We start from the raw sequence: 21662 nt of genomic DNA on the forward strand, positions 1-21662 counted from the left end.
GCCAGGAACAAGTCAGGCGCGCCAACGCCAGCGGGCCAGGGCCTTGATGACTTTCATCCAGAGTTTGCGGGTGACCACCACGATGGCGTTTCCAGAAGGGGATTGAGAAGCGTCGGGCAACGTTATCTCAGCGGCCGTATCCAGGCAACCGGGAATTAGCTTGCGCAGATCGTCGATCACCAGCGCCGGGGATTCCTCGGCAATCGGCCGGCCATGGTTGTAGCCATAACTCAGCCCGACGCATTTGACCCCCGCTGCTTTCGCCGCCAGCACGTCGCTGCGCGAATCGCCGACGAACAGCGATTGCGAGGCCGGGATACCGGACATCTTCATGACAAAGAACAGCGCCGCCGGATCGGGCTTCTTCTGCGGCAGGGTGTCGCCGCCGATGATCCACTTGAAGTAGCGGCCGATCTTCATCTGATCCAGCAGCGGCGCAACGAAGCGCTCCGGCTTGTTGGTGATCAGCGCCATGGCCACGCCCTGCTTGTGCAGCCATTTCAGGGTATCGCGCACGCCGGGATAGACCACGGTCAGCTCATGGCTGGCGCCGTAGGCTTGCATGAAAACCTCCAGCGCATGCTCGGCTTCGACGTCATCCACGGAGGAATGATCGATGCCGCCGGCCAACGCGCGGCGCACCAGCACCGGCGCACCGTTGCCGACCCACTCGCGCACCGACTCGATACCGGCAGGCTTGCGCCCGAGGGAGAGCAGCATGTTATCCACTGCCGCCGCCAGGTCGGGTACCGAATCGATCAGCGTGCCATCCAGATCGAACATCACCAACCGCGGCAGTTGCCCCGGGAACAGCTGCTCAAAACCGCTCATGGGCGAGCCAGCGCCAGTTCGGAACGCATCTTGTCGATGACTTCCTGATAGTTCGGCGCATTGAAGATCGCGGAGCCGGCCACAAAAGTGTCGGCGCCAGCGGCAGCGATTTCACGGATGTTGTTGACGTTGACGCCGCCATCGATTTCCAGGCGGATGTCACGGCCCGACGCATCGATGATCGCCCGCGCTTCGCGCAGCTTATCGAGGGTGCCGGGAATGAACTTCTGCCCACCGAAGCCCGGGTTGACGCTCATCAGCAAGACCATGTCGACCTTGTCGATCACGTACTTGAGCACGTCCAGCGGGGTCGCCGGGTTGAACACCAGGCCGGATTTGCAGCCGCCTTCACGGATCAGTTGCAGCGAACGATCGACGTGCAACGTGGCTTCCGGGTGGAAGGTGATGTAAGTCGCGCCGGCTTCGATGAAGTCGCCGACGATGCGATCCACCGGGCTGACCATCAGGTGCGCGTCGATCGGCGCGGTCACGCCGTACTTGCGCAGCGCGGCGCAGACCATCGGGCCGATGGTCAGGTTCGGTACGTAGTGGTTGTCCATGACATCGAAGTGGACGAAGTCGGCACCGGCGGCCAGAACGTTGTCCACTTCCTCGCCCAGGCGGGCGAAGTCGGCGGAGAGAATCGACGGAGCAATAACGAAGGGCTGCATGACGCACCTTTTCTGAGCTAAATCACGATGGCGCGCATTGTATACCTCAAGTTTCCGCGCGCGCACCGTGACCGCGATGATTGGGTTGTGCCATGACCGGCGGCTGGCAGATTCTCAGTAGGCCGCCCGGTAGATCTTCTCGATGTCGGCAGCGCTGAGCTTGCGCGGGTTGTTGCGCATCAGGCGCTCGATCCCGGCGGCCTCCACGGCCATGGCCGGGATCGCCTCTTCGGGCACGCCGAAACTGCGCAGACCCAGCGGGATTTCTACCGCCGCGCACAGTTCGGTCATCGCCGCGACGGCGCTATCGGCCGCTTCATTGAGACTCAGATGAGCGGTCTTCACCCCCATGGCTTCGGCAATATCCTGCATCCGTTCGACGCAGGCCATCTTGTTCCAGGTCATGACATACGGCAGCAGCAAGGCATTGCTGACGCCGTGGGCAATGTTGAAACGCCCGCCCAGCGGATACGCCAGCGCATGCACCGCGCCGACCCCGGCATTGCCGAACGCCATGCCGGCCATCAGGCTGGCGGTGGCCATGTCTTCCCGGGCTTGCAGGTTGGAGGGGTTGGCGTAGGCCTTGGGCAATGACCGGGCGATCAACTTGATCGCGCCGATGGCCAGCGAATCGGTGATCGGCGAGGCATTCAGTGACAGATAGGACTCGATGGCGTGCACCAGCGCATCGACGCCACTGGCGGCGGTGACACTGCGCGGGCAGGTCAGGGTCATTTGCGGGCTGACCAGCGCCACGTCCGGCAACAGGTAATCGCTGACGATGCCTTTCTTCAGTTGGGCGACCTTGTCCGAGAGGATGGCGACGTTGGTCACTTCAGAACCGGTGCCGGCCGTGGTCGGGATGGCGATCAGCGGCGGGCCTTTGCGCGGCACCTGATCGACGCCGAACAGGTCTTCCAGCGCGCCGTGATAACCGGCGTACGCCGCGACACTTTTGGCGATGTCGATCGCACTGCCGCCACCGAGACCGATCAGCCCGTCATGCCCGCCCTCTCGGTAAACGCGCATGCAGTCCTCGACGATGGCGATCTCCGGATCCGGCAGTACCCGGTCGAAGATTTCGTACTCGCGCTCACCGATTTGCGCCAGCGCCAGCTCCACCGTGCCGGACTTGACCAGCGCAGCATCGGTGACGATCAGCGGGTTGTCGATGTCCAGCCGCGTGAGCTCGGCCGCGAGTTGCTCGATGGCCCCGGCGCCGGTGATCAGTTTGTGAGCAATCTTGAACGAGGAAAGACTCATCGTGCGCAGCCTCTTATAGATGTGGGAGCTGAGCACAAGCGTAGCTGGGGAATTCGGGTTGTCTGTCATTCAGCGCATGAATGGCAGACAACCCGGATGATCGTTCCCACGCTCTGCGTGGGAATGCAGCCAGGGACGCTCCGCGTTCCATTCGGAAGCTGGAATGCGGAGCGAGGGAACAATCATCGAGGGGGTTCAGACCTGAGCGGTACGCAGTTTCTCGCTACGTCCACGCAACCATTCCAGCGTCAGCAACAGAATCACCGAGAAGGCAATCAGCAGAGTCGCCGCCGCCGCAATCGTCGGACTCAGGTTCTCGCGAATCCCGCTGAACATTTGCCGAGGCAACGTCGCCTGCTCGGGACCTGCAAGAAACAGCGTCACCACCACTTCATCGAACGAGGTCGCAAAGGCAAACAGCGCACCGGAAATCACCCCCGGCGCAATCAGCGGCAAGGTCACCCGACGGAACGTGGTCAATGGCGAGGCGCCAAGACTGGCCGCCGCCCGCACCAGGTTATGGTTGAACCCCTGCAACGTCGCCGACACCGTGATGATCACGAACGGCACACCGAGCACCGCGTGCACCACAATCAGCGAGAAGAAACTGTTGCCCAGGCCCAGCGGCGCGAAGAACAGGTAACTCGCCACACCGATGATCACCACCGGCACCACCATCGGCGAAATCACCAGCGCCATCACCAGCGGCTTGCCGGGGAAGTCGCCACGGGTCAGGCCTATGGCCGCCAGCGTGCCGAACACCATTGCCAGCACGGTCGCGGCCGGGGCGACGATGATGCTGTTCTTCAGCGAGCGCATCCATTCCGCCGAAGCGAAGAAGTCCTGATACCAGTGCAGCGAAAAGCCCTGCAGCGGATACACCAGAAAACTGCCCGAGTTGAACGACAGCGGCACGATCACCAGCACCGGCAGGATCAGAAACAACAGGATCAAGCCGCAGAGGATCCGCAAGCTGTAGAACCACACCCGCTCGACGGGCGACATATAAGGACTCAGCATTTCAAATTCCCCTTAGCTCAGGCGCAGGCGACTGGCGCCCACCAGCCAGCTGTAGATCAGATAAAGCACCACGGTCGCCAGCAGCAACAGCCCGCCGAGCGCAGTGGCCATGCCCCAGTTGATGCTGGTGTTGGTGTAGAACGCAACGAAGTAGCTGACCATCTGATCGTTCGGGCTGCCGAGCAGCGCCGGGGTGATGTAGTAGCCGATGGCGAGGATGAACACCAACAGGCAACCGGCGCCGACACCGGCGTAGGTCTGCGGGAAGTACACCCGCCAGAAACTGGTGAACGGATGGCAGCCCAGAGAAATCGCGGCCCGCATGTAGGTCGGCGAGATGCCTTTCATCACGCTGTAGATCGGCAGGATCATGAACGGCAACAGGATGTGCACCATCGAGATGTAGACCCCGGTGCGGTTGAACACCAGCTCCAGCGGTTTATCGATGATGCCCATCGCCATCAACGCGCTGTTGATCAATCCGCCAGATTGCAGCAACACGATCCACGCGGCGACCCGCACCAGAATCGACGTCCAGAACGGAAGCAGCACCAGAATCATCAGCAGGTTGCTTTGACGCGACGGCAGATTGGCCAGCAGGTACGCCAGCGGATAAGCGAGCACCAGGCAGATCACGGTAATGATCAGGCCCATCCAGAAGGTCCGGGCGAAGATGTCGAGGTAGATCGCCTGATCCGGGGTGGCCGGGGCAATTTCGCCGAGGTCGTCGATGCGGTGATCCACCGCCGCCAACAGATAGAACGGGGTGATGCTGCTGGTGTTGCGCTTCACCGCTTGCCAGTAGGCCGGATCGCCCCAACGCTCGTCGAGGCCTTCCAGCGCTTCTTTATAAGAGGCCGGTTCGCTGGCGAATGGCAGCGAGCGGGCGGTTTTGGTCAGCAGGCTGCGATAGCCGGCCAACTCCATGTTAAGGCGCTTGGACAGATCGCCCAGGGTCTGGTTTTTGCGCGCTTCGGCGAGGTCTTCGCTGGCGGCTTTGTAGACCGGTTCTGCGGGCAGGCCGCGGCCGTCCCACGCAGCAATCGCGGTCACGGTGCGCGGCATGCCGCCGACCACTTCCGGGTTGCCGACGCTTTTATAGAGCAGCGCCACGATCGGCACCAGGAACACCAGCAACAGAAACAGCACCAGCGGCGCGATCAACGCCTGGGCCTTCCAGCGGTTGACCCGCTCGGCGTGCTTGAGCCGCTGCTTCAAGGTGGGGCTGTTGCCCTCGTTCAGGGGAACGGCGATGGCCATGACGTACTCCGCAAATCTTTGATCAATCGAGAATGTGGGAGCGAGCCTGCTCGCGATAGCGCCTTCGGATTCAACATTGATGCCGACTGACACACCGCAATCGCGAGCAGGCTCGCTCCCACAGGAGGGCGAGCCCTCTGGTTACTTCGCAGCCCAGGAATTGAAGCGCTGCTCCAGTTGCTCGCCGTTGTCAGCCCAGAAGCTGACGTCGATCTGCACCTGGTTGGCGATGTTTTCCGGAGTGGTCGGCATGTCTTTCAGGATTGCCTTGTCCAGCAATGGCACTGCCTGAGAGTTGGCCGGGCCGTAGGCGATGTTTTCCGAGTAGGTCTTCTGCTGTTGCGGCTGCACCGAAAACGCGATGAATTTCTTCGCCGCTTCCGCGCGCTTGGCGTCCAGGCCTTTCGGGATGGCCCACGCATCGAAGTCGTAGATGCCGCCGTTCCACACCACTTTCAGGTTGGATTCTTTCTGCACGGCAGCAATACGACCGTTGTAGGCCGAGCTCATGACCACGTCACCGGAAGCGAGGTATTGCGGCGGCTGGGCGCCGGCTTCCCACCACTGGATGTTCGGTTTCAGCTCATCCAGTTTCTTGAACGCGCGATCCTGACCGCCCTTGCTGGCCAGTTCCTTGTAGACGTCTTTCGGCGCAACGCCGTCGGCCATCAGTGCGAATTCGAGGGTGTACTTGGCGCCTTTGCGCAGGCCGCGCTTGCCCGGGAATTTCTTGGTGTCCCAGAAATCCGCCCAGCTGGTCGGTGCGGTTTTCAGCTTGTCGGCGTTGTAGGCCAGCACGGTCGACCACACGAAGAAGCCCACGCCACATGGCTGGATCGCGCCTTTGACGTAGTCTTCGGATTTGCCGAACAACGCAGGATCCAGTTGCTCGAACATGTCTTCGTCGCAGCCACGGGACAGTTCCGGCGATTCAACCTCTACCAGATCCCAGGACACGCTTTTGGTGTCGACCATGGCTTTGACCTTGGCCATCTCACCGTTGTACTCACCAGCGACGATCTTGCCGTTGCCCGCCGCTTCCCACGGTGCGTAGAAGGCTTTGACTTGCGCCGCCTTGTTCGCCCCGCCAAACGACACCACGGTCAGATCCGGGCCAGCGGCCATTGCGCTTGCCGCACCCATCAGGCCCAGGGTCAGGGCTGTGAACTTCAGGGATCTCAACATTTATTGTTCTCTCCACGTGCAGGGTTGGTGTTGGTATTGCCGGGGCGCTTAATGCGCCTCTAGAAGAGGATCGAGCGCGCGAACGTGCTCGACCTGCCAGCCAAGCGGAACCACGTCGCCGACCGCGAGCGCTGGATCGAGCTCGGCAATCGGTTGTTTCACGAAGAAGTCGGTCTTGCCGCAGACTTCCAGGCGCACCCGGACGTGGTCGCCCAGATAGATGAATTCGGCCACCCGCCCGGAGAAGCGGTTGACGCATTGGTCGCTCGAACCATTGAGGCTGACGCGCTCCGGACGGATCGACAGAGTGACCGGCTCGCCGGTCTGGCCGATGTTGACCGCCAGTGCCTCGACCTTTTCGCCACGTCCCAGCTCGACCACGCAGCGCTCGCCGTTCTGGCTGAGCAGGCGACCGTTGAGGCGGTTGTTCTCGCCGATGAAGTTGGCGACGAAGGTGTTTTTCGGCTCTTCGTAGAGGGTGCGTGGCGGCGCGATCTGCTGGATCTCGCCCTGATGGAATACGGCAACGCGGTCAGACATGGTCAGGGCTTCGCCCTGGTCGTGGGTCACGTAGACCACGGTCACGCCAAGGCGCTGGTGCAGGTGTTTGATTTCCATCTGCATGTGTTCGCGCAATTGTTTGTCGAGAGCGCCGAGCGGTTCGTCCATCAGCACCAGCTGTGGCTCGAACACCAGCGCACGGGCCAACGCCACACGTTGTTGCTGGCCGCCGGACAATTGCGCCGGATAACGCGATGCGAACGCGTCGAGCTGGACCATGCTCAGGACTTTCTTGACCTTGTCGCTGACGTCGCTTTTGTTCAGGCCGCGCACGGTCAGCGGAAACGCGAGGTTTTCGGCGACGGTCATGTGCGGGAACAGCGCGTAGTTCTGGAACACCATGCCGATGTCGCGCTTGTGCGGCGGCACGTTGTTGATCGCCCGACCGGCCAGAAGGATTTCACCGGCGGTCGGGGTTTCGAAACCAGCGAGCATCATCAGGCTGGTGGTCTTGCCGGAGCCGGACGGCCCGAGCAAGGTGAGGAATTCGCCCTTGCGAATGTCCAGGTTGAGGTCTTTGACGATCAGGTTCTCGCCGTCGTAGCTCTTCTGCACTCCACGAAAGCTGACCAGCACATCGCTGGCCCCTGCGTTTGATTCGACCTGGCTCATACCCACACCTTTGTTATTGATGACTGCTGTGGGATTAAGCCTAGTGGCTGCTCGCAGTCACGCAAATCGGGGCGCAGGAGAGAATCGCCTCAGCCGGATGGAAGGCCGGGGGTAGGGATTGCCCTACAAGGATGGCGCGTTTTGGCAAACCCGACCCATGGGTCGGGGCTCAAGCCGTCAGAACCGGCAAAAGCGCCTGTCGCTATTGGATATGTCGCTCAGAGGAGCTTGTGTTCCATCGCGTACTTCACCAGCTCGGCGAGCGAAGTGATGTTGAGTTTCTGCATCAGCCGCGCCTTGTGGGTACTGATGGTCTTGCTGCTCAGGGCCAGTTGCTGGGCGATGTCGTTGACGTTGGCGCCCTGGGCCAGGCGTTCGAACACCGAGAACTCGCGCTCCGACAGCAACGAGTGCAGCGGCCGCGCATCGGTCAGGCCGACTTCGAAGACCATGCGGTCGGCCAGCTCCGGATCGATGTAGCGCCCGCCCGCCGCGACCTTGCGGATTGCCGTCAGCAACAGCGCCGGATCGCTGTCCTTGGTCGCATAACCAGCGGCGCCGACCTTCAGCGCCCGGGCGGCCATCTGCGCTTCGTCGTGCATCGACAGCACCAGAATCGCCGGCGGATGGTTCAGCGCGCGGATCCGAGGAATCGCTTCGAGCCCGTTGACGCCAGGCATCGAGATATCCAGCAGCACCACTTCGCAGGGCACGTTGCGCAAGGTTTCCAGCAACTGCTCGCCATTGCTCGCCTCCCCCACCACTTGCAGATCCTTGGCCAGGCCGATCAATTGCTTGATGCCTTCACGAACGATGGTGTGGTCTTCGGCTACCAGTACACGGATCACTTACTTCTCCTCATCCAGTGGCACCCGCACGCTCAGCGTGGTGCCCTCGCCCGGCTCGCTGTCGAGTGACAGCTGCCCGCCCATGATCAACACCCGCTCGCGCATGCCCACCAGTCCAAAGGATGTGGGCCTGCCGGCAGCGGCGACGAATCCTACGCCATCATCGCTGACCGTCAGACACAATTCGTCGCCTTCCTGCGCCAGCGTCAGTTCCACAGTATGCGCCTGGGCGTGGCGCATGACGTTGGTCAGCGCCTCTTGAAGAATGCGGAACAGGCCGATGGCCTTGGCGTCGCTGAGCGGCGCAAGGTTGTCCGGCACCTGCACCAGACACGGAATCTGCGTGCGCGCCTCGAACCGCCGCGCCTGCCACTCGATGGCCGAGGCGATCCCGGCATCGAGGATCGGCGGGCGCAATGCCGTCGCCACATCGCGCACCAACTGGAACAGCTGGGCGATCAGGCGTTTCATGCTGTTCAGCCGTTCGTTCAGACCCGGGTCGAGTTGCGCGTAGGCCAGTTCGCACATCGACGTCTCCAGTTTCAGAACCGTCAGCATCTGCCCCAGCTCATCGTGAACCTCGCGGGCGATGCGCGCCTTTTCCTCTTCCCGCACGCTTTCAAGGTGCGCCGACAATTCGCGCAGTTGTTCGCGGGAGGCCGCCAGCTCCAGTTCGATGCGTTTGCTTTCGGTGATGTCCCAGACAATGCCGTCCCAGACGTAAGAACCGCCTTCCAGCTGACGGGTGATGGCCTTGATCTCGGCCCAGCGCTGCTCGCCTTGGCGCGTGAGGATCCGGCCCTGCCACGACCAGTCGCTGTCGGTGTCCAGCGCTTGATCCTGGGTCTGGTGATAAGCGGCCCGGTCATCCGGATGCACCAGACTGCGCAGGCCCATGTCGCGATGGGCGATGGCGGCCGGCGCGTAGCCGACCAGACTTTCGCTACCCTCGCTGATGTAGGCAAAGTCGATCTGCCCGGTGACCGGTGCGCGCTCAAGACGAAACACCAGCCCCGGCACATTGGCCGCGATGCCTTGCAGCCGCGCCTCGCTTTCCTGCAACGCAGCCAGGGCACGACGGCGTTCGGTGACATCGGTGAGGTAAACCACCAGATACTCGCCATCACGAAAACGCAGGAAACTCAGCGACACGTCCGCCGGCAGCACACTGCCATCGGCCCGCACACAGTTGGTTTCAAAACTCAGCGGCCCCTCTTCGCTGGCCCGGGCGCGTTTCCACAGGTTGAGCCAGCGGTCCATGTGCAGGCCCGGTTCGAAGTCGATCAACGGCCGGTCGATGATGGCGCCCTGTGGATAACCGAGCATGCTTTCTGCCGCACGGTTGGCGTAGCGCACATGGCTGTCCCAGTTGACCCAGAGAATACCGACGGTGCTTTGATCGATGGAAAACTGAGTCAGACGCAGGGCCTCTTCGCTGGCGGCACGCAGGGCGATGTCTTCGCGCGCGTCGAACAGGCGTTGTTCAAGACTGCGTTGCTGGCGGCGTTGCCAGAAAACGATGGCCACGCAACTGAGCAGCAGCACCGCGAACAACAGACTCAGGTTCTGCCAGAAGCCCGGCGACTCGGAGAGCCGTGGGTACTTGGGTTGCAGCCACTGCGCATGCAGGCGTTCCAGATCCTTGGCCGGAATTGCGCGCAGGGCGCTTTCAACGATGCCAGCAAGCTCCGGCCAGTCGCGGCGGGTGCCGATGCGCAGCAGTTGCGGCAACCCAATGTCACCGACCACCACCAGCCCGGCAAACTCCGGTTCCGCCGACAGCCGACCGAGCTGCGCCTCATCGACCACCGCGTAGGACGCCTGCTGACTCAGCAACAGTTGCAGCGCCTGGCGCTCCATCGGTACGCCTTGCAGATTCAGGTGGGGATAGTTGCCGCGCAGGTAATCGGCGGTGACGCCGGGCATGCGCACGGCGACGCGGGTCTGGCTGTCGAGTTTTTCCAGCTCCACGGTCGCGCTGCTTTTCTGGTCGCTGACCACCAGTTGCGGCACACGCATGTACGGGTCGGAGAACTGCCACAGACGCAGCCCGCCCGGGGTCTGGGTCAGGCCCGGGGCGATGTCGATCTCGCCGTCCCGGGCAGCGGCCTCGAGTTGTGCCAGATCCTGAAAGTTGCGCCAGCTCAGCTCGACATTCAGCGCCTTGGCCAATGCTTTCATGACTTCGACGTTGGCCCCCGACAGCCGCTGCAAGCGTCGGTCGTATTGCGCGTACGGCGCCTGCAACACCAGGCCCACGCGCAATTCATTGTGCTGCGCGAGCCACTGTTGTTCGCTCGCCGACAACCGCGCGAGGTGGCTCGGTGGCGCAGGCGCCGCCCAGCCCATCAAGGGAAACGCCAGACAGCCGATAACCCACAGGCAGCAAAAACGCATCATTGAAGTCTCATACACTGACAAATTCTGACCAACCCATTAGGCTGCCGGGATAACTTCTGGCCTGGAATAACCGATGCCCCCTGTCTATCGCCTGGCAATGCCAGCATTGTGCCTGTCGCTGATCCTGCCTTGTGCGTTTTCCGTCGAAGCCGCGGATCCGGCACCCACCCCCGCCGCAGAAAAAGCCGCCGAAGAAAAACCGGCCGAACGACAGCCTCTGCTTGAGCGTAGTCAGGAAGAAGCCGCGGCACTCGAACGCAAGGTTCCGGCCCAGGAACAACAGCAACTGCAAGCGGGCAGCGACACCTTCCTCGCCCTGTGGAAACCGGCCAACACCGCCGAACCCAAAGGCGCGGTGATCCTCATTCCCGGTGCCGGCGAAACCGCAGACTGGCCCCAGGCGATCGGCCCGTTGCGCCGCAAGTTGCCGGACGTCGAGTGGAGCAGCCTGAGTATCACCCTGCCCGATCTGCAAAGCGATGCCATCGCACCGCGCGTGGTCGAAGCACCCGCCGCGCCGAAAACCGCCGACCCGGGCAGCAAGGATTCGACCACCGCCGAGCCGATCGAACAAGCCGCCGGTGGCGAAGCCGATGTGGCCGACAAGGTCGTGGCTGAATCCACCGAAGAACAGTCCAAGGCCGACGCCGAGCGAATCTTCGCCCGCATCGACGCGGCACTGGCCTACGCAGAACAACAGAGCGCGCGCAGCATCGTCGTCCTCGGTCATGGCACCGGCGCTTACTGGGCGGCGCGCTACATGAGCGAGCGACAAAGCTCGCAAGTCGAGAAGCTGGTGCTGGTAGCCGCGCAGACGCCGGCCAAGGCCAAACCGGAGCTGGTGGAACTGACGCCGACCCTGAAGCTGCCGACGGCGGACATCTTCTACATGGATAAGGCGCTGGACCGCAACGCGGCACTGGAACGCCTGCAGGCGAGCAAGCGGCTGAAAACGTCCGCGTTCAGTCAGGTCGCACTCAAGGCCCTGCCGGACAACAAGGCCGAGCAGGAGCAATTGTTCCGACGGGTGCGTGGCTGGTTGAATCCGCAAAGCCCGGACTGAAGAGCCCGGACTGGAAACGCAGACAAAAAAATCGCAGCCCGACGCTGCGATTTTTTATGCCTAGCGAAAATCCCGCCGTTCGCGAATCAACGTGTAGGCACTGTGCAACTCGCGAGTCCTCTCGGTGGCCTCGCGCACCTGCGCCGGCGTGGCACCCGTCCCGGCCACCTTGTCCGGGTGATGCCGGCTGAGCAGACGTCGATAGGCACGCTTGATCTGCGCCGGTTCACTGGTGGCCGATACGCCGAGCAGGCGCATCGCCTCCTGATAGCTCACCGCCGCGCTGACGATCGGACGCTTGTGCGGCTCGTAGTCCGCCGCCAACGCTCGGATCTGGTGGGTCGTCCAGCCCAGCCACTTGCCCCACTGCGCCAGCAATTCACGCTCACTGACGCCGGCCCGGCCATCTGCCCAGACCATTCGCCAACAGGCGCGCAACACGCCTTCGGCCGCATGGGGTTGAGCACTCAAGCGACGCAGATAACCGCGCAGATTGTCGTTGCCGGACTTGCCGCGATTGAACGCGGCAATCGCCCGGCGCTGTGCCGGTTCGCTCATTTCCAGCGAGCGCATCTCCTGACGCGCCTGCTGGATGTGACCGTCCGTGACCCGCCCGTCGCTCTTGGCCAGACGACCGAGCAACACGAACAACAACTCGTCGTTGCGCAGCATCGGCCGTCCGCCGAGTTTTTCCCGCAAATGCCCCCAGCTCTGTAAATGCAGGCGCCGATCCAGCGCCTGTCCCAACAAAGCACCAAGCATGGCCCCCGGAATGCTGGCGATCGCAAAACCCGCTCCGGCTCCAATCAGAGTCCCTGGCCACAACATATCAGCGACTCGCTTCTATCAAGGCTTCGGCTTCGGCCAGACGCTCGTGCGTGCCGACATCGACCCAGTGACCTTTCAACCGCTCGCCGGTTACCTGCCCGTTCGCCATGGCTTTTCGCAGCAGCGGCGCCAGTTTGAAGGCACCGTCAGTGCAGCCGTCGAACAACTGCGGGTGCAGTACGGCGATGCCGCTGTAGGTCAGGGTCGCCGCATCGGCCTGGCCATCACGCACCTGGCCGTCGGTCAGGGTGAAATCCCCTGTCGGGTGATGCGCCGGGTTATCCGCCAGCACCAGATGTGCCAGGCCGTTGATCGGCTGATGCAGCACGCTGAAGTCGTAATCGGTCCAGATGTCACCGTTGACTACCAGAAACGCGTCGTCGCCCAACAGCGGCAAGGCGCGGAAAATTCCGCCGCCGGTTTCCAGAGGTTCACCTTCAGGCGAATACTGGATCGACACACCGAACTGCGAACCATCGCCCAGATGATCTTCAATCTGCTGTCCGAGCCAGGCATGGTTGATCACGATCTCATTGAAACCGGCCGCCGCGAGGGCACGCAGGTGGTATTCAATCAGCGGCACGCCACCGGCTCGCACCAGCGGTTTGGGGGTGGTCAGGGTCAGCGGGCGCATGCGCTCGCCTTTGCCCGCCGCCAGAATCATTGCCTTCATGCCGTCACTCCACCACGCAGGCTGGCGAGCAATCCCTGCAGATCCGCCAGCTCGGGACGACGCGCGATGACCGCTTCTATATAAGAGAAGAAACGCGGTACATCACCGAGGTAGCGCGGCTTGCCATCGCGATGGCAGATGCGGGCGAAGATGCCGATGACTTTCAGATGGCGCTGCACGCCCATCAGGTCGCTGGCACGCAGGAACTCTTCGAAGTCCGGCTGCACCGGGATGTTCAGCGCCGACGCCTGCTGCCAGTAGCTTTCCAGCCAGCCGCGCACACGCTCTTCAGGCCAGCTGAGGAATGCGTCCTTGAACAGGCAGGTCACGTCGTAGGTCACCGGGCCGTACACGGCGTCCTGGAAATCCAGCACGCCGGGATTCGGCTCGCTGAGCATCAGGTTGCGCGGCATGTAGTCGCGGTGCACCAATACTTTCGGCTGGGCCAGGGCGCTGTCGATCAGCAGCTCGCTGACCTTTTGCCACTGCTGCTGTTGGGTGGCATCGAACTCGACGCCCAGCTCGCGCTTCACGTACCACTCGGGGAACAGCTCCAGCTCGCGGCGCAACAACGCGACGTCATAGCTCGGCAGCGGCGCCACCATCGGCAGCTGCTGAAAAGCCAGCAGCGCTTGCAGGGCATCGCTGAATAACGCGTCGGCATTTTCGCTGTCGATCACGTCCAGATAGGTCTTGTTGCCCAGGTCGTTGAGCAAAAGAAACCCGCGTTCGAGGTCCTCGGCATAAATTTTCGGCACGTTGATGCCGGATTTCGCCAGCAAAAAGGCGATATCCACGAACGGTTTGCAGTTTTCCTGAGGCGGCGGCGCGTCCATCACGACGAAGCTGCGACCCGCGCCTTCCCAACGGAAATACCGGCGGAAACTCGCGTCGCTGCTGGCCGCGGTCAACGTGGCCGGGGGTACGGCTCCCCAGCCCTGATCGGCAAAAAGGGTTGCCAGCTGTTCATCGAGCCAAACTTTCAGGTGTTGCAAGCGTACATCTTGATCAGGCATTGCAAGGGTCTCCGACGGCGCTAGCCGTCAAGCGGGTCATGCTTTATTATCCAGCATCTTTTTCAGACCATCGAGAGGCGTGCGGCCCACACCGCGGGCAGATGGCACGCAGGAAGCCCGGACTAATAAGATGGCATTGAAATCCCCCGCGTTTCGTAAAAAATTTCCGTTGTTGGTAACCGGCAGTCTGCTGGCTATGCAACCTCTGGCCAGTTCATTCGTTGTTGCCGCCGAGCAGTATGACTGCGCCGTCTCGGCAACGGGAGGCTGGGCCTGCTCGCCGAAGACGCCGGCCGCTGCCTTGCCGCCGCGTCCCGTGCATGACGGCAGTGCCGTCAGCGCCGTCGGCGAAGCCCCGGCCGAGAGCGGCTCCACTGCGGAGTCCGGGCCCAAGCCGGTACTGGTTACCGAGTCCAAGGGCCGTGGCCTGAAATCCCGTAGCGAAGACTACAGTCACCTCGACTGGGTTCCGCGCGAGAAGCTCACCGCCGCCCAACTGGCCGAGACCGGTCCTTACTGCTCTGGTTCCTATATCGAACCAATTCGTCCTGGCATGAATGACAAGACGAATAAAAGTGACGCCCCGACCTTCATCGGCGCCAAGGCGTCGCGTTATCAGCAGGATTCGCAGGTCGCGAGTCTGGCCGGTGACGTGGTCATGCGTCAGGGCAGCATGCAGGTCGAAGCCGACGAGGCCAACCTGTATCAAGCCGAAAGCCGTGGCGAACTGGCGGGCAACGTGCGCATTCGCGACAACGGCGCGCTGATCGTCGGCGACCACGCCGATGTACAGCTGGACACCGGTGAAGCCAAGGTCGACAACGCTGAATACGTGATGCACAAGTCGCGCATCCGCGGTAACGCGCTGTACGCCAAGCGTGCCGAAAACGCGATCATCCGTCTGAAGGACGGCACGTACACCACGTGCGAACCGAACAGCAACGCCTGGCAGCTCAAGGGCAACAACATCACCCTGAACCCTGCCACCGGTTTCGGTACCGCGACCAACGTGACGCTGCGGGTCAAGGACATTCCGGTTCTGTACACGCCGTACATCTACTTCCCGATCGACGATCGTCGTCAGTCGGGTTTCCTGCCACCGACCATCGGCTCCGGCAGCGACACCGGCTTCATGCTGGTCACCCCGTACTACTTCAACCTGGCACCGAACTACGATGCCACGTTGTATCCGCGCTACATGAGCAAGCGCGGCATGCTGATGGAAGGCGAGTTCCGTTACCTGACCAAGTCGAGCGAAGGTCAGTTCGGTGCGGCGTACCTCAACGACGAGGACGACGAGCGCAAGGGCCAGACCGACTACGACAAGACCCGCTACATGTACAACTGGCAACACAAGGGCGGTCTCGACTCCCGCGTGTTCACCCAGGTGGATTACACCAAGATCAGCGATCCTTATTACTTCCAGGATCTGCAGACCGACCAGATCGGCGTGAAAAGTGCCGACTACGTGAACCAGCAGGGCTCGGTCACCTATCGTGGCGACAGCTACACCGCCCGTTTGAACGCCCAGGCGTACCAGCTGGCAACCGTATCGAACATCACACCGTATGACCGCCTGCCGCAGATCACCTTCAATGGCAAGCTGCCATATCACCCGGAAGGCCTGGACTTCAATTACGAGACCGAGCTCGTCCGGTTTGATCGCGATCTGAAAAGTGGCAATTTCATCAACGAGGATGGAACATCGGAGCGTCGTCTCGACTCGAACGTTTTCGGCCTCGCTCGCGCCAATGGCGACCGTTTGAATCTGAAGCCAGGCGTCAGCCTGCCGATGAACTGGACCTATGGTTTCCTGAAGCCGTCGCTGAAGTACCAATACACCCAGTATCAACTGGATCTGGATGGTCAAGGCAAACGCGACATTGCGACGCAAAATGCCGAGCAAAACAAACTCAACGGCACCTTCGACAGCAACCAGAGTCGCGGCGTACCGATCGCCAGCGTTGACGGTGGCCTGTACTTCGACCGCAATACGTCCTTCTTTGGCAAGAACTACCGCCAGACGCTTGAGCCGCGCATGTTCTACCTCTATGTACCCAAGGTGGATCAGGAAGACATTCCGGTATTCGACTCCAGCGAATACACCTTCAACTACGCATCGCTGTTCCGTGACAACCGCTTCTCCGGCGCCGACCGTGTTGGCGACGAGAACAAGCTGTCGCTGGGCGTGACCAGTCGCTGGATCGAAGACGACGGTTTCGAGCGTCAACGCATCAGCGTCGGCCAGGCTCTGTACTTCAAGGATCGCGAGGTTCAACTTCCAGGCATCGCGTTCAACGATCGGGATGACGCCAAGGCTAATGTTTCGCCTTACGCACTGGAATACGAATACCGCTGGAACCGCGACTGGCGCACCACTGCCGATTACAACTGGGATCCGGACAGCCGCAGCCCGCGATCCGGCAGCGCGATGTTCCACTACCAGCCTGAAGACAACCCGAACAAGGTGGTCAACCTCGGCTATCGCTATCGCAACGACCAGGTCCGTTACGACCAGAACACCGGTAAATGGTCGGTGGGTGGTGGTGACTACGGCACTCCGGGCCAGCCTGGCTACGTGAAGGACTACTACAAGATCCAGCAGCATGACTTCTCGGTCATCTGGCCGATCGTTCCACAGTGGAGCGCGATCAGCCGCTGGCAGTACGACTACAACCGCAATCGCACGCTGGAAGCCTTCGGTGGTTTCGAATATGACAACTGCTGCTGGAAACTGCGCCTGATCAACCGTTACTGGGTCAGCTATGACGAATTCAGTCAGAACGCCCCGGAAAACGAAAAAGGCGACCACGGCGTCTTCCTCCAAATTGTTCTGAAGGGACTCGGCGGCCTCACTGGCGCCAAGGTAGAGAGCTTCCTCGACAAAGGCATCCAAGGTTATCGTCAACGTGAAGACCAAGCTTTCTGATTGTCTGCGCCCGCTGATGCTGGGCGCGCTGTTCCTGGGTACCGCGGCCAACGCCGCGGTGCAGTCCATCGATAAAGTGGTGGCCATCGTCGACAACGACGTGGTCATGCAGAGCCAGCTGGATCAACGCGTCCACGAAGTTCAGCAAACCATCGCCAAGCGTGGCGGCGGTCTGCCGCCTCCGGGCGTACTGGATCAACAGGTGCTCGAGCGCCTGATCGTCGAAAACCTGCAACTGCAGATCGGCGAACGTTCCGGTATCCGCATCACCGATGAAGAGCTGAACCAGGCTGTCGGCACCATTGCCCAGCGCAACAACATGACCCCGGAACAGTTCCGCATCGCCCTGTCTCGCGATGGCCTGTCCTACGAGGACGCTCGCGAGCAGATCCGTCGTGAAATGGTCATCAGCCGTGTGCGTCAGCGCCGCGTGGCCGAACGCATTCAGGTATCGGAACAGGAAGTGAAGAACTTCCTCGCCTCCGACCTGGGCAAGATGCAACTGTCCGAAGAGCTGCACCTGGCCAACATCCTGATTCCGACCCCGGAAAGCGCCAACTCCGAAGCGATTCAGAGTGCTGCACGCAAGGCGATGGACGTTTACCAGCAGCTCAAGCAAGGCGCTGACTTCGGCCAGATGGCCGTGGCCAACTCCGCCAGTGACAACGCCCTGGAAGGCGGCGATATGGGCTGGCGTAAAGCCGCTCAACTGCCACCTCCGTTCGACCGTGAACTGAGCAGCATGACGCCCGGCGACATCACTCAACCGGCACGCACTCCGGGTGGCTTCATCATCCTGAAACTGCTCGAAAAACGTGGTGGCGGGAGCCAGATGCGCGACGAAGTGCATGTGCGCCACATCCTGGTCAAGCCGAGTCCGGTTCGCGACGAAGCCAAGACCAAGGAACTGGCTCAGTCGCTCTACAACCGCATCGAAGCTGGCGAAGACTTCGCTGAACTGGCGAAAAAATACTCTGAAGACCCGGGCTCTGCCCTCAACGGCGGCGACCTGAACTGGATCGACCCGAACGCACTGGTACCGGAATTCCGCGCAGTGATGGCCAAGTCCCCGCAGGGTCAGCTGTCCAAGCCGTTCCAGACCCAGTACGGCTGGCACGTTCTGGAAGTCCTTGGCCGTCGCGCCACCGACAGCACCGAACAGGCCCGTGAGCAGCAAGCGATGACCGTACTGCGTAACCGCAAATACGACGAAGAGCTGCAAACCTGGCTGCGTCAGATCCGTGACGAAGCGTACGTAGAGATCAAACTCCCTGGTGCAGACCAGGCAGCGCAGTGAAACCCAAGCGTTTCGCGCTGACACCCGGCGAACCGGCCGGCATCGGTCCCGACCTGTGCCTGCTGCTCGCCTCGCAAGCCCAGCCACACCCCCTGATTGCCATCACCAGCCGCGACCTGCTCCGAGAGCGGGCCGCGCAGCTGGGGCTGGCCGTCAGCTTGCTGGAAGTTGAGCCTGACAACTGGCCGGACTCGCCGGCGCCCGCCAACAGCCTGTATGTCTGGGACACCCCGCTCAGCGCCCCCGTGATCGCCGGGCAACTGGACAAGGCCAACGCCGCATTCGTCCTCGAAACCCTGACCCGCGCCGGCAATGGCTGCCTGAACGGCGACTTCGCCGGGATGATTACCGCCCCGGTGCACAAGGGCGTGATCAACGAATCGGGTATCGCGTTTTCCGGTCACACCGAATTTCTCGCCGACCTGACCCACACCGCCCAGGTGGTGATGATGCTCGCCACCCGCGGTTTGCGCGTGGCGCTGGTCACCACTCACCTGCCCTTGCGCGACATCGCCGATGCGATCACGCCGGAGCGGCTGGAGCGGGTCACGCGAATTCTGCACGCCGACCTGCAACAAAAATTCGGCATCGCCCAACCGCGCATCCTGGTCTGCGGGCTCAACCCGCACGCCGGTGAAGGCGGACACCTGGGCCATGAAGAAATCGACATCATCGAACCCACATTGGAGCGCCTGCGCGGCGAGGGCATGGACCTTCGTGGCCCGCTGCCTGCCGACACTCTGTTTACCCCCAAATATCTGGAGCACTGCGACGCAGTGCTGGCGATGTACCACGACCAGGGCCTGCCCGTGCTGAAATACAAAGGCTTCGGCGCTGCGGTCAACGTGACCCTGGGCCTGCCGATCATCCGCACGTCGGTCGACCATGGCACCGCCCTGGATCTGGCCGGCAGCGGCAAGATCGACACCGGCAGCCTGCAAGTCGCCCTGGAAACCGCCTACCAGATGGCCGAGACCCGTTTATGACCGAGCAATACCAACACAAGGCGCGCAAACGCTTTGGCCAGAACTTCCTGCACGATGCCGGCGTCATCGACCGCATTCTGCGCTCCATCAGTGCCAAGGCCGGCGACCGCATGCTGGAAATCGGGCCGGGCCAGGGCGCATTGACCGCCGGCATCCTCAACTCCGGCGCACAGCTGGACGTAGTAGAGCTGGACAAGGATCTGATCCCGATCCTCAACCAGCAGTTTGCCGGCAAGAGCAATTTCAACCTGCATCAGGGCGATGCGCTGAAGTTCGACTTCAACAGCCTGAACGCTGCGCCGAACAGCCTGCGCGTGGTCGGCAACCTGCCGTACAACATCTCCACGCCGCTGATTTTCCACCTGCTGAACAACGCCGGCATCATCCGCGACATGCACTTCATGTTGCAGAAGGAAGTGGTCGAGCGTCTGGCCGCAGGTCCTGGTGGCGGCGATTGGGGCCGTCTGTCGATCATGGTTCAGTACCATTGCCGGGTCGAGCATCTGTTCAACGTCGGCCCGGGCGCGTTCAATCCGCCGCCGAAAGTCGACTCGGCGATCGTCCGTCTGGTACCGCACGCAGTGCTGCCGCATCCAGCCAAGGATCATCGCCTGCTCGAACGCGTGGTGCGTGAAGCCTTCAACCAGCGTCGCAAGACCCTGCGCAACACCCTCAAGCAGTTGCTGAGCAACGCCGAAATCGAAGCCGCCGGCGTCGATGGCAGCCTGCGCCCCGAGCAACTCGATCTGGCCGCGTTCGTGCGCCTGGCCGACAAGCTCGCCGAACAGCCGGCGAAAGCACCTGAAGCCGACTGACCGGCAATGATCGCTATCGGGCGGGACGCCAACTCTGGTCTACTGCCCGATACTTGCCTAGACTGAATCCCAATCAGCTACGCCCCGCGTCCCGCTTCGTTTTTAAGGCCTTTTGCATGTCCGATCCTCGCTACCAGGTCGATGTCAGTGTCGTTACCCACTATCTGGCAGACCAATCGCAACCCGAGCACGAGCGCTTTGCCTTCGCCTACACCATCACCGTGCAGAACAATGGCGAGCAACCGGCCCGCCTGATGTCGCGCCACTGGGTGATTACCGATGGCGACGGGCATGTCGAAGAAGTGCGCGGCGCCGGCGTGGTTGGCCAGCAACCGTTGATCGGTGCCGGCAAAAGCCACACCTACAGCAGCGGCACGGTGATGACTACCAAGGTCGGCACCATGCAAGGCACCTACGAAATGGTCGCCGACGACGGCAAGCATTTCGATGCGATCATCAAGCCCTTCCGCCTCGCCGTTCCCGGAGCCCTGCACTGATGGCGACGTATGCCGTCGGCGACCTGCAAGGCTGCCTCGAACCACTCAAATGCCTGCTCAAGCAGGTCGCGTTCGACCCGGCTCTGGATCGCCTGTGGCTGGTGGGCGATCTGGTCAATCGGGGCCCGCAGTCGCTGGAAACCCTGCGCTTCCTTTATGGCATGCGCGACTCGCTGGTCTGCGTCCTCGGCAACCACGACCTGCACCTGCTGGCTGCGGCGAAGAACATCGAGCGCATGAAGAAGTCCGACACGCTGCGTGAAATCCTTGAAGCGCCGGACTGCGCCGAACTGATGGAATGGCTGCGTCAGCAGAAACTCATGCACTACGACGAACAACGCGAAGTGGCCATGGTGCATGCGGGCATCCCGCCGCAATGGTCGCTGCGCAAGGCGCTCAAGTACGCTGAAGAAGTCGAGACCGCGCTGCGTGACGACAACCTGCTTCCACCCTTTCTCGACGGCATGTACGGTAACGAGCCGGCGAAATGGGACAGCGACCTCAAAGGCGTGACACGCCTGCGAGTCATCACCAATTACTTCACCCGCATGCGTTTCTGCACCGCCGAAGGCAAGCTCGACCTCAAGAGCAAGGAAGGCCTCGACACCGCGCCGCCGGGCTACAAGCCCTGGTTCCAGCACAAGGAACGCAAGACCCGTGGCCTGCGGATCGTTTTCGGTCACTGGGCGGCGCTGGAAGGCAACGTCCAGGAACCCGGCATCTGCGCCCTCGACACCGGTTGCGTCTGGGGCGGCAGCCTGACCCTGATGAATGTCGACAGCGGCGAACGCCTGTCATGCAAATGCGACGAACACGGGGCCGTCCTGCCCAGCGTCGCACCACTGATCACCGAATCTTCTCCCGTCAGCGCCCCGCGCTAGACTGCGTTTTCAGCCGAGCCACAGGA

At 62.0% G+C, this 21662-nt stretch carries 19 protein-coding genes; 7 read left to right on the top strand and 12 right to left on the bottom strand.

From position 1 onward, the window contains the following. Window positions 1-12: 12 nt before the first annotated feature. The 9 genes from ABTV87_RS26480 to ABTV87_RS26520 all read right to left on the bottom strand — a co-directional run bounded on the left by ABTV87_RS26480 (window position 13) and on the right by ABTV87_RS26520 (window position 10651). A complete protein-coding gene (locus ABTV87_RS26480; RefSeq protein WP_085609099.1) occupies window positions 13-831 on the bottom strand; it encodes a phosphoglycolate phosphatase in 819 nt (272 codons plus the stop codon). Then, the gene (gene rpe, locus ABTV87_RS26485) at window positions 828-1502 is read right to left on the bottom strand and encodes a ribulose-phosphate 3-epimerase (protein WP_007918813.1); all 675 of its coding nucleotides are present in this window, start codon (window positions 1500-1502) and stop codon (window positions 828-830) included. The genes ABTV87_RS26480 and rpe overlap by 4 nt, the downstream gene beginning before the upstream one ends. A 114-nt stretch (window positions 1503-1616) precedes the next feature. Continuing rightward, window positions 1617-2765 (bottom strand): iron-containing alcohol dehydrogenase, encoded by a 1149-nt coding sequence (locus ABTV87_RS26490; protein WP_011336197.1) that lies wholly within the window; start codon window positions 2763-2765, stop codon window positions 1617-1619. A 195-nt stretch (window positions 2766-2960) separates the two neighbouring features. Beyond that, window positions 2961-3785 (bottom strand): ABC transporter permease, encoded by an 825-nt coding sequence (locus ABTV87_RS26495; RefSeq protein ID WP_011336198.1) that lies wholly within the window; start codon window positions 3783-3785, stop codon window positions 2961-2963. A 12-nt stretch (window positions 3786-3797) separates the two neighbouring features. Next, the gene (locus ABTV87_RS26500) at window positions 3798-5045 is read right to left on the bottom strand and encodes an ABC transporter permease (protein ID WP_433898596.1); all 1248 of its coding nucleotides are present in this window, start codon (window positions 5043-5045) and stop codon (window positions 3798-3800) included. 141 nt (window positions 5046-5186) lie between these two features. Beyond that, entirely contained in the window at window positions 5187-6230 is a 1044-nt protein-coding gene (locus ABTV87_RS26505) for an ABC transporter substrate-binding protein (protein WP_007959933.1), read from the bottom strand. Between the two features lie 48 nt (window positions 6231-6278). Next, on the bottom strand, window positions 6279-7403 hold the full coding sequence (locus tag ABTV87_RS26510; protein ID WP_007959931.1) for an ABC transporter ATP-binding protein: 1125 nt from the start codon (window positions 7401-7403) through the stop codon (window positions 6279-6281). 218 nt (window positions 7404-7621) lie between these two features. Next, window positions 7622-8251, bottom strand: a complete 630-nt coding sequence (locus ABTV87_RS26515) for a response regulator (protein WP_007959929.1) — start codon at window positions 8249-8251, stop codon at window positions 7622-7624. Then, window positions 8252-10651: a PAS domain-containing sensor histidine kinase gene (locus tag ABTV87_RS26520; RefSeq protein WP_433898597.1), complete on the bottom strand. Its 2400-nt coding sequence runs from the start codon at window positions 10649-10651 to the stop codon at window positions 8252-8254. Window positions 10652-10724: 73 nt separating this feature from the next. Between ABTV87_RS26520 and ABTV87_RS26525 the strand changes: the two genes are divergently transcribed. Continuing rightward, a complete protein-coding gene (locus ABTV87_RS26525) occupies window positions 10725-11714 on the top strand; it encodes an alpha/beta hydrolase family protein (RefSeq protein WP_433898598.1) in 990 nt (329 codons plus the stop codon). Between the two features lie 60 nt (window positions 11715-11774). Here the strand turns inward: ABTV87_RS26525 and ABTV87_RS26530 are convergent, their stop codons facing one another. Genes ABTV87_RS26530 through ABTV87_RS26540 form a run of 3 tightly spaced genes read right to left on the bottom strand, consistent with a single transcriptional unit; the run spans window position 11775 to window position 14231 of the window. Next, the gene (locus ABTV87_RS26530) at window positions 11775-12542 is read right to left on the bottom strand and encodes a TerB family tellurite resistance protein (protein WP_433898599.1); all 768 of its coding nucleotides are present in this window, start codon (window positions 12540-12542) and stop codon (window positions 11775-11777) included. A gap of 1 nt (window position 12543) precedes the next feature. Beyond that, window positions 12544-13215, bottom strand: coding sequence for an N-acetylmuramate alpha-1-phosphate uridylyltransferase MurU (gene murU, locus ABTV87_RS26535; protein ID WP_262159016.1), 672 nt, complete (start codon window positions 13213-13215; stop codon window positions 12544-12546). Further along, complete coding sequence (locus ABTV87_RS26540; RefSeq protein WP_433898600.1) at window positions 13212-14231, bottom strand: aminoglycoside phosphotransferase family protein; 1020 nt, start codon at window positions 14229-14231, stop codon at window positions 13212-13214. Before ABTV87_RS26540 ends, murU begins: the two co-directional genes overlap by 4 nt. Before the next feature lie 130 nt (window positions 14232-14361). Between ABTV87_RS26540 and ABTV87_RS26545 the strand changes: the two genes are divergently transcribed. The 6 genes from ABTV87_RS26545 (at window position 14362) to ABTV87_RS26570 (ending at window position 21636) form a co-directional block, all read left to right on the top strand. Then, window positions 14362-17160, top strand: coding sequence for an LPS-assembly protein LptD (locus tag ABTV87_RS26545; RefSeq protein WP_433898601.1), 2799 nt, complete (start codon window positions 14362-14364; stop codon window positions 17158-17160). Continuing rightward, window positions 17141-18457, top strand: a complete 1317-nt coding sequence (locus tag ABTV87_RS26550; protein ID WP_433898602.1) for a peptidylprolyl isomerase — start codon at window positions 17141-17143, stop codon at window positions 18455-18457. The genes ABTV87_RS26545 and ABTV87_RS26550 overlap by 20 nt, the downstream gene beginning before the upstream one ends. Further along, complete coding sequence (gene pdxA, locus ABTV87_RS26555) at window positions 18454-19443, top strand: 4-hydroxythreonine-4-phosphate dehydrogenase PdxA (protein ID WP_433898603.1); 990 nt, start codon at window positions 18454-18456, stop codon at window positions 19441-19443. The genes ABTV87_RS26550 and pdxA overlap by 4 nt, the downstream gene beginning before the upstream one ends. Then, entirely contained in the window at window positions 19440-20258 is an 819-nt protein-coding gene (gene rsmA / locus ABTV87_RS26560; protein ID WP_007959916.1) for a 16S rRNA (adenine(1518)-N(6)/adenine(1519)-N(6))-dimethyltransferase RsmA, read from the top strand. Before pdxA ends, rsmA begins: the two co-directional genes overlap by 4 nt. A 116-nt stretch (window positions 20259-20374) precedes the next feature. Continuing rightward, on the top strand, window positions 20375-20755 hold the full coding sequence (gene apaG, locus ABTV87_RS26565; RefSeq protein ID WP_064380341.1) for a Co2+/Mg2+ efflux protein ApaG: 381 nt from the start codon (window positions 20375-20377) through the stop codon (window positions 20753-20755). Then, the gene (locus ABTV87_RS26570) at window positions 20755-21636 is read left to right on the top strand and encodes a symmetrical bis(5'-nucleosyl)-tetraphosphatase (protein ID WP_433898604.1); all 882 of its coding nucleotides are present in this window, start codon (window positions 20755-20757) and stop codon (window positions 21634-21636) included. Before apaG ends, ABTV87_RS26570 begins: the two co-directional genes overlap by 1 nt. Window positions 21637-21662 lie beyond the last annotated feature (26 nt).

The organism is Pseudomonas sp. PSE1(2024) (assembly GCF_050990555.1).
GTDB lineage: Bacteria > Pseudomonadota > Gammaproteobacteria > Pseudomonadales > Pseudomonadaceae > Aquipseudomonas > Aquipseudomonas aphyarum.